The following is a 13,861-nucleotide window of genomic DNA, read 5'->3' on the forward strand; positions in this document are numbered from 1 at the left end:
CGGCCACGTGTGCCCTCCGACGGCCCACAGACTTCGGTACCGGTCCCCGCGGGGGCCGGTACCGCCGTGTGGGGCCCACCCGCACCAGAACCCCACCGCAGACAAGGTCCCCGTATGTCCACCTTCGCCGCCGACGCCGCACCGGACCTGGAGCTCATCCGGTCCCGCATCCGAGACGTGCCCGACTTCCCCGAGCCCGGCATCCTGTTCAAGGACATCACGCCGCTGCTCAACGACCGGCACGCGCTCGCAGTGACCGTGGCCGGGCTCGCCGCGCCCTTCCGCGACGCCGGTGTCGACCACGTCATCGGACTGGAGGCGCGCGGGTTCATCTTCGGCGCCCCCGTCGCCCTGGAACTGGGCGCGGGCTTCGTCCCGGCGCGCAAAGCCGGGAAACTGCCCTCAGGGACCATCGGTCGGGCCTATGATCTGGAGTACGGGACCGCGACCGTCGAAATCCACGCTGACGCGCTCCACCCCGGCAGCCGTGTGCTCATCGTCGACGACGTGCTCGCGACCGGAGGCACCGGACGAGCCGCGGTGGAACTCGTCCGCAAGGCGGGTGGTACGGTCGTGGGATTCTCCGTCCTGATGGAACTCGCCGCGCTCCAGGGGCGCGAGAAGCTGCCCGACGTGGAGCCGCACTGCCTCCTCTCGGTCTGAACCGACGATCCGCGTTCCACCCTCTCCGCCCCCAGCGGGAATGGGGAGGGGGTCCGCCGTCGTTGATCTACTCCTACACTGGGGGTCACACCCCAGGTGACACGTGTCACACGGGGTCACGTGGGGGACGTCGGACCGCGAGCACGAACAGGCACCGCCTTCCGCGACCGCGGGGACGGTCCGTGGGAGACACCGCGGCGGCCACGTCGGAGACTGGCCCTTGACGACACACACGTGTACCGGTGGAGCCGGGCGACGCACTCGACGTCGATGACGCCCGCGCGACCGGACGGACCGCGGGAGGTAGGCATGCCCAACGAAGTGGTTTCGACCGGGGCCGTATCGGCGAGCGGACCGCGGCCGGGCGCCTCCGGGGCCCGGCGCCCGGACGCGCCGGGAGGGCAGGCCGACGAGACCCGCGCGCCGGCGCGGACCGACGAGACACGTGTGTCGGCGAGCACAAGACCACAGGGGGACCGCCCGGAGGGCGCCGCGAAGGATGCGGCGCCCTCCGACGTCTCTGGGGCGGGGGCTCCGGGGCACCCGGCGTCCACCCCCTCCACCACGCCCTCCACAGTGCGGGTCCGCAGGCGACTCGCCCGACTCGGCGCCCAGCGGGGAGTAACGATGAACCCGGTGCTCGAACCACTGATCAAGACCGTGCGTGCCACCCATCCGAAGGTGGACGTGCGGCTGATCGAGCGCGCCTACGAGGTCGCCGCGCACCACCACCGCGAGCAGAAGCGCAAGAGCGGCGACCCCTACATCACCCACCCGCTGGCCGTGGCGACCATCCTCGCCGAACTGGGCATGCAGGAGGCCACCCTGGCCGCCGCCCTGCTGCACGACACCGTCGAGGACACCGAGTACTCGCTGGACGAGCTGCGAGCCGACTTCGGCGACGAGATCGCCGAGCTCGTCGACGGCGTGACCAAACTGGACAAGGTCAAGTACGGCGAGGCCACCCAGGCCGAGACCGTCCGCAAGATGGTCGTGGCCATGGCCCGCGACATCCGCGTCCTGGTCATCAAACTGTGCGACCGCCTGCACAACATGCGGACCCTGCGCTACCTCCCATCGAAGGCCAAACGTGAGAAGAAGGCCCGCGAGACGCTGGAGATCTTCGCCCCGCTCGCCCACCGGCTGGGCATGAACACCATCAAGTGGGAGCTGGAGGACCTGGCCTTCGCCACCCTCTACCCCAAGCGCTTCGACGAGATCGCCCGCCTGGTGTCCGAGCGCGCCCCCCGGCGCGACGTCTACCTGCAGGAGGTCATCGAGGCGGTCTCGGCGGACCTGCGCGAGTCCAAGCTCAAGGCGACCGTGCGCGGGCGGCCCAAGCACTACTACTCGATCTACCAGAAGATGATCGCCCGCAACTGCGGCTTCGACGAGATCTACGACCTCATAGCCGTACGGGTCCTGGTGGACAGCGTCCGCGACTGCTACGCGGCCCTGGGAACCATCCACGCGCGGTGGAACCCCGTGCCGGGGCGGTTCAAGGACTACATCGCGATGCCCAAGTTCAACATGTACCAGTCGTTGCACACGACGGTCATCGGTCCCTCGGGCAACCCGGTCGAACTGCAGATCCGCACCCGCGCCATGCACCGACGCGCCGAGTACGGCATCGCCGCGCACTGGAAGTACAAGGAGGACCGCTCCAGCGGCTCCGAGCCCAAGGCCAAGGGCACCACCGACATGCAGTGGCTGCGCCAGCTCATCGACTGGCAGCAGGAGACCAAGGATCCCGGCGAGTTCCTGGAGTCGCTGCGCTTCGACCTGTCGGTACAGGAGGTGTTCGTCTTCACCCCCCAGGGCGACGTCATCTCACTGCCCCAGGGCGCCACCGCCGTGGACTTCGCCTACGCCGTGCACACCGAGGTCGGCCACCGCACGGTCGGCGCGCGGATCAACGGCCGCCTGGTGCCGCTGGAGAACGAGCTGCACAACGGCGAGGCCGTGGAGATCCTCACCTCCAAGGACCCCGACGCCGGGCCCAGCCGCGACTGGCTGAACTTCGTCAAGAGCGCCCGCGCCCGCAACAAGATCCGGCACTGGTTCACCAAGGAGCGCCGCGAGGCCGCGATCGAGCAGGGCAAGGACGAGATCGCCAAGGTCATGCGCAAGCAGGAGCTCCCTGTCAAGCGCATGTTCAGCGGCGAAGCGCTCATCGCCCTGGCCAGGGACCTGCGCTATCCGGACCTGGACTCGCTGTACGCGGCGGTGGGCGAGCACCAGGTGAGCGCGCAGAACGTGGTGTCCAAGCTGGTGGACTCCATGGGCGGGCTGGAGAGCCACACCGAGGACATCGCCGAGTCCGCGCTGCCCGGCAGGACCGCCGTCCGCCGGAGCAAGACGGGCAACCCGGGCGTGGTGGTCGAGGGCGACGCCGACGTGTGGGTGCGCCTGTCCAAGTGCTGTACCCCGGTGCCCGGGGACGACATCGTCGGCTTCGTCACCCGCGGCAACGGGGTGTCCGTGCACCGCGCGGACTGCGTGAACGCCAAGACCCTGGACACCGAGCGCATGGTCGCGGTGCAGTGGCGGCCGACCGAGGACTCGATGTTCCTGGTGGCTCTGCAGGTGGAGGCCCTGGACCGGTCCCGGCTGCTGTCGGACATCACCCGGGTGCTCTCCGACCAGCACGTGAACATCCTGTCCGCGACCGTGCAGACCAGCCGTGACCGCGTGGCGCAGAGCCGGTTCACCTTCGAGATGGCCGATCCCGCCCACCTGGGGAGCGTGCTGCGGTCGGTGCGCGGCGTCGACGGGGTCTACGACGTCTACCGCGTGCGCAACTGATACGCCGGTCCCGGCACCCGTGAAGGTGCCGGGGACCGGCGCGGTGCGCCGCCCGGGTCGGAACCCGGTCAGATCCGGATCGTGGTGGACCGCACGATCGCGAACACCGGGTGCCCGGCGGCCTCCTCCACGAACGCCTCGTCCGGTGCCTCCGGCGGGGTCTCGAAGTACGGTCCCACCACGGCCGCCCTCGGGTGCTGCAGGTACTCCTTCAGCAGCGGAGCCGCCTCCTCGGGCTCCAGCTCCCGGACGCTGATGAGCTCGATCCAGCCGCCCTGGCGCAGGGTGGCGAACCCGTCCTTGCGCAGGTTGCGCACCCAGTCCACCTCCCCGTAGGGGGCGACCAGGCAGCGGCCGCGATCGCTGTCCAGGACGCTGATCGGGATGGTGCGCAGGAACCCGGACCTGCGCCCCCGCGTGGTGAGCAGGTGCATCTCGGGCGGGCACACCCCGTACTTGACGAAGTTGCTGATGACGGCATTGGCCGTACGCCGCAACCGCGTCATCTCGAACCGCTTCGTCGGTTCGTTGACCATCTCGGCAACCCTCTCGATCGGATACTCACCATTGTGGAGGGTCGGGACGGGCCACCGCACCCCGGTATACCCGAGCGGTGGCGCGGACCCCGGTCACCGGAAGGCGGAGAGGCCGGTGACCGCCTGGCCGATGCTCAGCGCGTGGATCTCCTCGGTGCCCTCGTAGGTGGCGACCGTCTCCAGGTTCACCATGTGCCGCATCACCGGGTACTCCAGCGTGATGCCGTTGGCGCCGTGCACGGAGCGGGCGGCGGCGGCCACCCGCTGGGCGGCGGCCACGCACGAGAACTTGCCGAAGCTGACGTGGTTGTGGTGGCACTCACCGGCGTCCTTGAGCCGGCCGATCCGCAGCGCCGTCATGTTCGCGTGGTTGACGTCCACGACCATGTCGGCGAGTTTGCGCTGGGTGAGCTGGAAGCCGGCGATCGGCCGCCCGAACTGCTCGCGGGTGAGCCCGTACTCCAGCGCCGCCTCGTAGCACGCGCGCGCGGCTCCGGCCGCGCCCCACACGATGCCGAAGCGGGCCTCGTTCAGGCACGACAGGGGCGAGCCCAGCCCCTTGGACAGCGGCAGCACCGCGTCGCCGGGCAGCCGCACGCCCTCCAGCACCAGTTCGGCGGTGATCGAGGCGCGCAGGGACAGCTTCCTGTGGATGACGTTGGCGGAGAAGCCGGGGGTGTCGGTGGGCACCACGAACCCGCGGATGCCGTCGTCGGTGGCGGCCCACACCACGGCCACGTCTGCGACCGAGCCGTTGGTGATCCACATCTTGGTGCCGTCGAGCACCCAGTCGGAGCCGTCGCGGCGGGCGCGGGTGCGCATGGAGCCGGGGTCGGAACCGGAGTCGGGCTCGGTCAGGCCGAAGCAGCCGATGGCGTCGCCGGCGGCCATGCGCGGCAGCCACCGCTCCTTGTGCTCCTCGGAGCCGTACTTGTGGATGGCGGCCATGGCCAGGGAGCCCTGCACGGACACGAAGCTGCGCAGGCCCGAGTCGACCGCCTCCAGCTCGCGGCAGGCCAGACCGTAGGCGACCGCGCTGGAGCCGCCGCAGCCGTAGCCCTCCAGGTGCATGCCCAGCACGCCGAGGTCGCCGAAGGCCTTGGCCAGGCCCCGCGGGTCGGGCAGCGTCCCGGCCTCGAACCAGTCCGCCACGTTCGGCAGCAGCTCGCGGGTGGCGAAGCCCCGCACGGCGTCGCGGACGTCGCGTTCGGTGTCGGAGAGCGTGGCGTCCACGGCCAGGAAGTCGTGCGGGTCCGGGGCGGCGGGCCTGCGCTGGGAGTCGCTCATCGGTGGGTGTCCCTTCGTGGTGCGGTCGGCCCGGCGGGCCGGCGGTCGGTGCCGTGGGATGCGGGTCTTCGGGTGGCGGCCGGTGCGGAAGCGGTCGGCCGGACGGCGGCGGATCGGGCGGCGGCGGACCGGGCCCGCGGTGCCGGACAGGGCGCGCTCAGAGGTCCGCCTGCTGGACGGCGCCGCGCTTGACCATGGCGTCGATGCGCTCGGGACTCACCCCGAGCTCGGTCAGGAGCTGCCGGGAGTGCTGCCCCAGCAGCGGCGGCGCGGTCAGCGGCGGGGGAGACCCCTCCAGCCGGAAGCCGGCGCGGACCTGTTCCAGCAGCCCGACGGTGGGGTGCTCCACGGTGCGCAGGACGTCGTCGCCGGTGGCGTCGGCGGTACGCAGGGCGTCGAGCACGCCGCGCACGCGGCCCACCGGGACGCCCGCCTCCACCAGGGCGGCCATCCAGTGGTCGGCTCCGCGCGAGCGCAGGGTGTCGGTCAGCGCTTCGACCAGCTCCTCACGGTGCTCGACGCGCCCGCGGTTGGTCGCGTAGCGCGGGTCCTCGGACAGGTCGTCGCGGCCGATCGCGGCGCACAGCCGCCGGTAGAGCGCGTCGTTGCCGGCGGCGACAACGATGTCGGCGTCGGCGGTGGGGAAGACCTGGTAGGGCACGATCGTGGTGTGCGCGTTGCCCATCCGGGCCGGTTCCGTTCCGGTGACCAGTGCCTGCTGGGTGAGGTTGACCAGCCCCGACAGGGTCGAGTTGATGAGGGACACGCTGACGTCCTCGCCCACGCCGGTGGCCCGTGCGCGCATGAGGGCGCCCAGGATGCCCACGGCGGCGTTGAGGCCGGTGAGGACGTCGGTCAGGGCCACGCCCACCTTGCTCGCCGGGCCCTCCGCGGGGCCGGTGGTGGCCATCAGCCCGCTCTCGGCCTGGACGACGATGTCGAACCCCGGTCGTCCGCCGGGGTCGTGCTCGGGGCCGAACCCGCTCACGGAGCAGTACACGACCGCCGGGTTGCGGGCCTGGACGGCCGCGTAGCCGAGGCCGAGCCGTTCGGCGACCCCGGGGCGGAAGTTCTGTACGACGACGTCGCAGGAGGCGCACAGGTCCTGGACGGCGGCGAGGCCGTCGGGGTCCTTCAGGTCCACCGCCAGGCCGCGCTTGTTGCGGTTCACCGACAGGAAGTAGGCGGACTCCCCGGGGTGCGCGTCCGGCGCGCCGGAGGCGTCCTCGGCGGAGCCGGCCCACGGCGGCCCCCAGGCGCGGGTGTCGTCGCCGCGTCCGGGCTGCTCGACCTTGACCACCTCCGCGCCCATGTCGGCGAGGAGCATCGTGGCGTAGGGGCCCGCCAGGACCCGGGACAGGTCGGCCACGCGTACCCCCGCCAGGGGCAGCGGCGCGGTGCGGGATGGGGTGTCGGTCACGGGTGTGGTCACTCCTTGGCGTCGGGGCCGCCGGGCAGCTGGTCGCCGTCCCGCATCTGGTAGTAGGTCTCCAGGCAGCGGCGCAGGGCGGTGGTCAGCGCGGCACCGGACTGGCCCGCGTACCTGGTCTGTACCCGCTGCACGATCTCGGCGATGTCCTCGGTGACCGAGGCGCCCTCGACCAGGGCCCGGAAGAAGTCCTTGGCCAGGTCGGTCAGCAGGGTGGTGTCCGCGGCGACGATTCGGCCGTCGGAGCTGTCGACCGCGAGCACGACGCCGAGCCGCTGGTACTGGGAGTGGCTCGCCACCGAGTCGGGAAGCCGGGCGTAGCCGGAGATCAGAACGACCCTGGGGTCGCGGAACAACTGCTGCATTCGGTCGTCGCCGTGCAACGGACTCACCTCTCGCTCGCGGGCAGGCATGCGAAAACTCCAACGCTCTGGAGTCTCGCGCCTGGAGGGCGGCCGGGGGAACCGGACACCCGCGGCGTGAGGGCAGGCAGTGGGCTCAGTATGGCGCAGCGGGTCCGCGGGGTGTCAAGCGGGGGGTGTCGTGGGCCACGCCCGGTCGCGGGTGTTGACCCTCCGCGGCGCTGTGCTAGCCTCCTGAGCAGGTCACGAGTACCAGCGCTAAGCCCCGGCTAGCTGGTCGGCAACCCTCCATCCGCGGTGGGGTGCCCCGGGTGAGGACCAGGTCCCGACACGACCGTGTCAGACAAGCGCGGACCCCTGAGGCGTTGCCGTTCCCGGCACCCCTGTGGGTCCCATGACCCACAGAAGAGGTGCCCCATGACCGCCGTCAGCCCTACCCAGGCCGCGCCCGCCGCCCGTACCGCCCCGACCGCGCACGAGTGCACGATCGTCGCCGCCGAGGGCGGTGTCCCGCTGGTCACCGGTGAGCGTGTGGAGTACGCGAACTTCGACTACGCGGCCAGTGCCCCGTGCCTGACCCCCGTCGCCGACGCGCTGGCCGCGGCCCTGCCCTACTACGCCAGCGTGCACCGCGGCGCGGGCCACCACTCACAGGTGAGCACCGACGCCTACGAGCGGGCCCGGCGCAGCGTGGCGCGCTTCCTGGGCGTGCGGACCGAGCCCGCGGACGCGGTGGTGTTCGTGCGCGGCACCACCGACGCGCTCAACCTGCTGGCGCGGTCGGTACCCGAGGGCTGCACCGTGGTGGTGTTCGAATCCGAGCACCACGCGAGCCTGCTGCCCTGGGAGCACCCCGCCTCCCGCGCCGGCCGGGTCGAGCGCCTGCCGCTGCCGGCCTCGCCGGAGGAGGCGGTCGAGGCCGCCCGCACGGCACTGCGCGCGGCCCCCGAGGGGCCCGCCCTGCTGTGCGTGACCGCCGCGTCCAACGTCACCGGCGAGATCTGGCCGGTGGAGGAGCTGGTGGCGGTCGCGCACGCCGAGGGCGCCCGGGTGGTGGTCGACGCCGCGCAGTACGTGCCGCACCTGCCGTTCAGCCTCACGGCGACGGGCGCCGACTACGTGGCCCTGTCCGCGCACAAGCTCTACGCGCCGTTCGGATCCGGGGTGCTGGCCGGGCGCGCCGACTGGCTGCGCGCGGCCACGCCGTACCTGTCCGGCGGTGGTGCGACCCAACTGGTGACCGAGCACGACGTGGTGTGGAACGACCTGCCCGCGCGGCACGAGGCGGGCAGCCCGAACGTGCTGGGCGCGGTCGCCCTGGCCGCCGCGTGCGAGACCTTCACCCCCGCCGCCCAGGAGCTGCTGCACATCCGGGAGTCGGCGCTGCTGGAGCGGCTGCGCGCGGGACTGGCGGAGATCGGGGGCGTGCGCGAGCTGGCGCTGTGGGGCGAGGGGCACCCGCGCGTGGGCATCGTGTCCTTCACCGTGGACGGCCTGCCCGCCGACCTGCTGGCCGCGGCGCTGTCGGCGGAGCACGGCATCGGCGTCCGCGACGGCCTGTTCTGCGCCCACCGGCTCACCCACGCCCTGCTGGACGGGGGGCACACGCAGGCGGTGCGGGCGAGCCTGGGCGTGGGCACCACCGTGGAGCACGTGGACCGGCTCGTCGGCGCGGTCGCCGACCTGGTCGCGCACGGGCCCCGGTGGGAGTACGCCGACGGCGACGGCCGCCTGGTCCCGACCCCGGATCCCCGCAACGTGCTGTCACTCTGACCGAGCCCCCACGGCCTCGAAGGTCGCGGTGCCAGGCCCGATCCGGGAGCACACGAACCTCTTGTGCCCCAGAGGGCTACAAACGGCGAAATGGGTCGCATAACACTCGGGGGTGTGTGAGGGATCACGTTCCCAGGCGGTACGATCGGGGCCCTGACGGCAAGGCGCGATGCCCCGGGGCCCGATCGGTCCGCGCGGGAGGACCGCTCTGCCTCCCGCGAGCGAACCGGCTGGGGGAGCGAGTACGTGACGGATGTCCGGGGGCCGAAACCGGGCCGTACGACGGCCGCCTGCCAGCCACCTGCGCAGATTCCTCCTCAGGTCTCGCGCGTCGTGAGCATCGGGGCCCGTGCGCGACCTCCCGAACCCGCCGTCTCCGAGGAGACGCGCCTGCACCAGGCCTTCCTGGGCCGGGTGATCGACTTCCTCTGCGCCGACACGGGCGTCACCCAGTTCATCGACTGGGGGTGTCCGGTCCCCGGCACCGCCGAGCGCGTGCGCGCCGCCCGGGCCGACGCCCGGTTCGTCCACGTGGCACCGCAGGGCGCGGCCGGGATGCTGTCCTCGTCCGACACCGCCGTGATCACCGGGGACGGCTCCGGCGACGGTGCGCTCACGCGGCGCCTCACCACCTCCGGGCTCGTCGACTTCGACGAGCCCGTCGCCGTTCTGATGACCCGCCCCTTCACCGCGGACGACCCGCCGGCCGAGATCGCGGCCCTGCACGCCCTCATGCGCGGCGGCGGCTATCTGGCCCTGACCTCCACCGCACCGCGGCGTACCGTCGAGAGAGCCTTCCGCCCCTTCCGCCCCATCGAACCGGGGGTCGCCGACCTCACGTGGTGGCCCTACCCGGACGAGGACGTGTGCGCCCAGGGCACGGGCATCCTGGGAGGATTGGGCCGAAGGCAGCGTTGAGGGGCCCGTCGAGGGGTGGCCTCGCCGCTCCGGGCCACGGGCTCCGGGGCGGTGACCGGTGACGGGCGGCCCGGCGCGCCCGCACGACGAAGGGGAGGCCGCGATGGCGGTGAGGTGGAACGGCGAGATCCTCGCCCAGGTGCAGTTCTACTGGGACTTCTCGCTCTGGCCCCGGCTGGAGGGACTCACCGAGGACGAGTACCTGTGGGAGCCCGCGCCCGGGGCGTGGACGGTCACCCGGGGCGAGGACGGGCGCTACCGGCCCGACGGTGTCAGCCCCGAGCCCGACCCGCCGCCGGTCACGACCATCGCCTGGCGGCTGGGCCACCTGGTCGTGGACGTGCTGGAGACCCGCATCAACTGGCACTTCGGCGACCGGACCTACACCCGCGACACCGTCAACTGGCCCGGCGGCGTCGACGAGGCCAAACAGCGCCTGCGCCACGCCTACCTCGCCTGGTCCGAGCAGATCCAGTCCATGGACGACGACGCCCTGGCCGCCCCCGTGGGCGGCGCGGAGTCGGCCCAGTGGGCGGACTTCCCGATGGTCGCGCTGGTGCTGCACCTCAACCGGGAGCTGATCCACCACGGGGCCGAGGTGGCGCTCATCCGCGACCTGTACCGGGCCCTGCCGCCCGACCGCCGCTGAGACGGGGCCGGTCAGACCACGTGCAGAGGGTCCACACGGACCTGGGCCAGGTGCTCGTCGCGGCGCGCGCTGCGCGCGGACGCGGCGACCTTCAGCGCCCGGGCCAGGGCGCCGACACCGCTCCGGGGCACCCGCAGCAGGGCGCGTTCCCGGGGATGCGTGCCGTCCTCGCGCCGTCCCGAGCCGCCTTCGGCGGGCGCCTCGGGCGCGCCCCGTTCCGGGCCCGCCACGCGGTCCGGGGCGACCGGTACCGGGCCCAGGAGTTCGACGCCCTCGGGCAGGTCGACCTGGTCGAGCAGTTCGCGCACGTGTTCGGGGGCGCCGGTGACCGAGGCCATCGACACCGCGGGAGGGAACCCCAGTTCGCGGCGCTCGGCCAGCTCGCGTTCGGCGAACCCGGAGGGGTCCCACCGCACCAGGGACTGCACGACCGGCAGCGCGACGTCGGCTGAGACCACCACGGTGCCCCCGGGGCGGACCAGGGCGGCCGCGCTCAGCCAGCGGCGCAGCGTCTCCTCCGACGCGCGCAGGTCCATCCGGTTGAGCAGCGCCCAGCCGTCCAGCAGGACCGCGGCCGCGTATCCGTTCTCCGCGACCGGTTCGGCCCCGGGCGTGGCGACCACCAGCGAGGGCCGGTCGTCGACACGGGTGAGGACCTCCTCCCGGCCGGACGTGCGCACGGTCAGGGAGGGGAAGGCGCGTCCCAGCTCCTCTGCGGTGCGGCGGGCGCCCACCACGACGGCGCGCATCCGGGTCACGCCGCACTCCGGGCACGCCCACTGCCCGGCGACGCGGCCGCACCAGCCGCAGGAGGGCATGGCGTGGGAGCCGCGCACCGCGAGCGGACCGTGGCAGGCGTCGCAGCGCGCGGGCTCGCGGCAGCCCGCGCAGGCCAGCGTGTTGAGGTAGCCGCGGCGCGGCACCTGGAAGAGCACGGGGCCGGTGCGCGAGGCCTCCCGCGCGGCGCGCCAGGCCAGGCTCGGGATCCGGGCGGTCCGCGCGGCCTCGTCACGCGCGAGTTCGCGGTCGTCCCCGGCGGCGCGGACCTGCGGGGCGCGGCGGCGCAGGGTGGCCCGGTCGGCCGTGAGCGATCCGGCCCACCCGGACTCGACCAGGAGCTGGGCGTCGGTCGTGCGGGTGTGGCCGCCGATCAGGACGCCCGCGTCGGCGCGGTGGGCCCGCATCGCGAGCACCGTGCGGGAGTGGGGGTAGGGGGCGTGGGGCTCGGCGTGCACGTCGTCGCCGTCGTCCCACAGCACGACCAGGCCGAGGTCGGCGACGGGGGCGAACACCGCCGCCCGGGTGCCCACGACCACCCGCACCCCGCCGCGCAGGACCGAGAGCCAGCGCCGGTAGCGCTTGGCCGGGCCGAGGTCGGCGGTCAGCGCGACGTGGGAGTCCTCGCCCAGCCGACGGGTCAGGGCGGCGTCCACGGCCGCCACGTCCCGCCCGTCGGGGACGACGATCACGGTGCCCCGCCCGGCCGACAGGGTCGCGGCGGCGGCGACCGCCACGGCGTCCACCCAGTCACGGCCGGGCAGCGCGTTCCACACGGCCCGGGCGGGGCGGCCCTCACACAGGGTGTCCAGGAACAGGGGGCCGTCGGGGTAGTCGGTCCATGGACCGGGCTCGACGGGGGCCGGCCCGGCCGGGGCCGACTCGGAGGTGGCGGGCCCGGCGGCCGGGAGAGCCGGGGCCTCGGTGGACCCGGCGGGGGCCGTGGCGTCGTCGGGGTCCGCGGACGCGCCCGGGGGGCCGGGGCCGTCCTTCCCGGAGGGCTCAGGGGAGGCGGCGGCCTCCTTCTCCACTCGGGCGTGGCGCGGGGGGACGGCGAGGCGGAGCACGTCGCTCAGGGTGCCCGCGTAGCGGTCGGCGACCGCGCGGGCCAGTCCCAGGATCTCGGGGGTCAGTACCGGTTCGGGAGAGACCACCGACTCCAGGTAGGCCAGCCGTCCGGCGAACTCCGAAGTCTGCGCCCGCTCGGCGATGAACCCGGAGAGCAGTCGGTTGTTGAAGCGCACTCTGACCCTGCAGCCGGGGACCGCGTCGGCGTCCATGTCCTCGGGGACGCGGTAGTCGAAGTACCGGTCCAGGTGCGGGAGCGGGGTGTCCACGATCACGCGCGCGATGGGCAGCCGCTCGGCGGGTCTGCGCGGAGCCGGGCGCCGGGCCTTCGCGGCCTTCGTCGACGCGGCCGCCCTGACGTCCTTGGACGCGGCGGAGCCGTCCTGCGCGGGCAGGTCGAAGAGGGCCCCCTCGTCCGGGCCGGGCTGCGCTGTCATCCTCCCTGGTGTACCAGAATCCTCCGACACCTCCCCGCGTTCGCGGCGGCGGGGGCGAGCGCGACTGGTAGAACTGGGGGACCGACAGACCGCGCCCGCCGGGCATCGTGCTGCCTCGCGACGCAGTCCGGCGGCCGCTCCCGCCCCGGTGCGCGGCGGGCTCCGGGGACGGGCCCCGGCCAGTGGAAGGACTTGGATGAAGCTTGTCTTTGCCGGAACACCGCAGGTGGCCGTGCCGTCGTTGCAGGCCCTCATCGACTCCGATCACGAGGTCGCCGCCGTCGTCACCCGTCCCGACGCCCGCTCGGGGCGCGGGCGGAAGTACGCGGCGAGTCCGGTGGGCGAGCTGGCCGAGAGCGCGGGGATCGAGGTCCTCAAGCCGGAGAAGGTCCGCGACCCCGAGTTCCTGGAGCGCCTCGCCGCGATCGCGCCGGACTGCTGCCCGGTGGTCGCCTACGGGGCGCTGCTGCCCCAGTCGGCGCTGGACATCCCCCGGCACGGATGGGTCAACCTGCACTTCTCCCTCCTGCCCGCCTGGCGCGGCGCCGCTCCCGTCCAGCACGCGGTGCTGCACGGGGACGACGTCACCGGGGCGTCCACCTTCCGGATCGTCAAGGAGCTGGACGCCGGTCCGGTCTTCGGGACCGTGGTCGAGGACGTGCGACCGACCGACACCAGCGGCGACCTGCTGGAGCGGCTCTCCCACTCGGGGGCCGAGCTCCTCAAGCGCACCCTGGACGGCATCGAGGCGGGCAAGCTGAGCCCCGTCGAGCAGCCGGGCGCCGACGTCACCTACGCGTCCAAGCTCGCCACCGAGGACGCCGAGGTCGACTTCACCGCGCCGGCGCGGCGGGTGGACCGTGTGGCCCGCGCGTGCACACCGGCACCGGGCGCATGGACGACGTTCCGCGGCACCCGGCTGAAGCTGGGTCCGGTCACGCCGCTGCCGGAGGCCGACACCCCGGTGCTCGACCCGGGGCAGCTGCACGCCGACAAGAAGCGCGTCATCGTCGGCACGAGCACGCATCCCGTGGTCCTCGGCGAGGTGCAGCCCCAGGGCAAGCGGCCGATGGCGGCCGTGGACTGGGCACGTGGCGTGCGCCCCACCGAAGACGACCGCCTGGGGCGATGAGCTGGCATACCATCGTGCTGACCCT

The 13,861-nt window shown here is 73.4% G+C and carries 11 protein-coding genes and 1 riboswitch; of the genes, 6 read left to right on the forward strand and 5 right to left on the reverse strand.

Translation table 11 applies throughout. The annotated features are described in order from the left end of the window. Positions 1–114: 114 nt before the first annotated feature. Both M1P99_RS20390 and M1P99_RS20395 read left to right on the forward strand, forming a co-directional pair. On the forward strand, positions 115–663 hold the full coding sequence (locus M1P99_RS20390) for an adenine phosphoribosyltransferase (RefSeq protein ID WP_304454187.1): 549 nt from the start codon (positions 115–117) through the stop codon (positions 661–663). 627 nt (positions 664–1,290) lie between these two features. Further along, on the forward strand, positions 1,291–3,468 hold the full coding sequence (locus M1P99_RS20395; protein ID WP_304454188.1) for a bifunctional (p)ppGpp synthetase/guanosine-3',5'-bis(diphosphate) 3'-pyrophosphohydrolase: 2,178 nt from the start codon (positions 1,291–1,293) through the stop codon (positions 3,466–3,468). Between the two features lie 68 nt (positions 3,469–3,536). Here the strand turns inward: M1P99_RS20395 and M1P99_RS20400 are convergent, their stop codons facing one another. The 4 genes from M1P99_RS20400 to M1P99_RS20415 all read right to left on the reverse strand — a co-directional run bounded on the left by M1P99_RS20400 (position 3,537) and on the right by M1P99_RS20415 (position 7,103). Further along, positions 3,537–4,004 carry a nitroreductase/quinone reductase family protein gene (locus M1P99_RS20400; RefSeq protein ID WP_304454189.1) on the reverse strand — a complete coding sequence of 156 codons (468 nt, stop codon included), beginning with the start codon at positions 4,002–4,004 and terminating at the stop codon, positions 3,537–3,539. Positions 4,005–4,097: 93 nt separating this feature from the next. Further along, positions 4,098–5,291, reverse strand: coding sequence for an acyl-CoA dehydrogenase family protein (locus M1P99_RS20405; RefSeq protein ID WP_304454190.1), 1,194 nt, complete (start codon positions 5,289–5,291; stop codon positions 4,098–4,100). Between the two features lie 157 nt (positions 5,292–5,448). Further along, positions 5,449–6,711: a CaiB/BaiF CoA-transferase family protein gene (locus tag M1P99_RS20410; RefSeq protein WP_304454191.1), complete on the reverse strand. Its 1,263-nt coding sequence runs from the start codon at positions 6,709–6,711 to the stop codon at positions 5,449–5,451. Between the two features lie 8 nt (positions 6,712–6,719). Further along, positions 6,720–7,103, reverse strand: coding sequence for a DUF3870 domain-containing protein (locus tag M1P99_RS20415; RefSeq protein ID WP_304455775.1), 384 nt, complete (start codon positions 7,101–7,103; stop codon positions 6,720–6,722). A gap of 220 nt (positions 7,104–7,323) precedes the next feature. After that, a riboswitch (SAM riboswitch) is annotated at positions 7,324–7,438 on the forward strand. 61 nt (positions 7,439–7,499) lie between these two features. Between M1P99_RS20415 and M1P99_RS20420 the strand changes: the two genes are divergently transcribed. The 3 genes from M1P99_RS20420 to M1P99_RS20430 all read left to right on the forward strand — a co-directional run bounded on the left by M1P99_RS20420 (position 7,500) and on the right by M1P99_RS20430 (position 10,422). Then, entirely contained in the window at positions 7,500–8,855 is a 1,356-nt protein-coding gene (locus M1P99_RS20420) for an aminotransferase class V-fold PLP-dependent enzyme (protein ID WP_304454192.1), read from the forward strand. A gap of 246 nt (positions 8,856–9,101) precedes the next feature. Further along, positions 9,102–9,773 (forward strand): SAM-dependent methyltransferase, encoded by a 672-nt coding sequence (locus tag M1P99_RS20425; protein WP_304454193.1) that lies wholly within the window; start codon positions 9,102–9,104, stop codon positions 9,771–9,773. Between the two features lie 103 nt (positions 9,774–9,876). Then, positions 9,877–10,422, forward strand: coding sequence for a DinB family protein (locus M1P99_RS20430; protein WP_304454194.1), 546 nt, complete (start codon positions 9,877–9,879; stop codon positions 10,420–10,422). Positions 10,423–10,433: 11 nt separating this feature from the next. Here M1P99_RS20430 and M1P99_RS20435 read toward each other — a convergent pair whose 3' ends face one another. After that, positions 10,434–12,704 (reverse strand): primosomal protein N', encoded by a 2,271-nt coding sequence (locus M1P99_RS20435; protein WP_304454195.1) that lies wholly within the window; start codon positions 12,702–12,704, stop codon positions 10,434–10,436. A gap of 196 nt (positions 12,705–12,900) precedes the next feature. On the opposite strand from M1P99_RS20435, the gene fmt reads away from it, so the two are divergent. Further along, positions 12,901–13,836, forward strand: coding sequence for a methionyl-tRNA formyltransferase (fmt, locus tag M1P99_RS20440; protein ID WP_304454196.1), 936 nt, complete (start codon positions 12,901–12,903; stop codon positions 13,834–13,836). Positions 13,837–13,861: the final 25 nt, after the last annotated feature.

Origin of the sequence: Nocardiopsis sp. YSL2 (assembly GCF_030555055.1) — a bacterium.
In the GTDB taxonomy this organism is placed as follows: Bacteria; Actinomycetota; Actinomycetes; order Streptosporangiales; family Streptosporangiaceae; genus Nocardiopsis.

Coding starts and splice junctions, on each gene's coding strand:
- M1P99_RS20390 (WP_304454187.1), top strand. CDS start 115: ATGTCCACCTTCGCCGCCGACGCCGCACCGGACCTGGAGCTCATCCGG.
- M1P99_RS20395 (WP_304454188.1), top strand. CDS start 1,291: ATGAACCCGGTGCTCGAACCACTGATCAAGACCGTGCGTGCCACCCAT.
- M1P99_RS20400 (WP_304454189.1), bottom strand. CDS start 4,004: ATGGTCAACGAACCGACGAAGCGGTTCGAGATGACGCGGTTGCGGCGT.
- M1P99_RS20405 (WP_304454190.1), bottom strand. CDS start 5,291: ATGAGCGACTCCCAGCGCAGGCCCGCCGCCCCGGACCCGCACGACTTC.
- M1P99_RS20420 (WP_304454192.1), top strand. CDS start 7,500: ATGACCGCCGTCAGCCCTACCCAGGCCGCGCCCGCCGCCCGTACCGCC.
- M1P99_RS20430 (WP_304454194.1), top strand. CDS start 9,877: ATGGCGGTGAGGTGGAACGGCGAGATCCTCGCCCAGGTGCAGTTCTAC.
- M1P99_RS20435 (WP_304454195.1), bottom strand. CDS start 12,704: ATGACAGCGCAGCCCGGCCCGGACGAGGGGGCCCTCTTCGACCTGCCC.
- fmt (WP_304454196.1), top strand. CDS start 12,901: ATGAAGCTTGTCTTTGCCGGAACACCGCAGGTGGCCGTGCCGTCGTTG.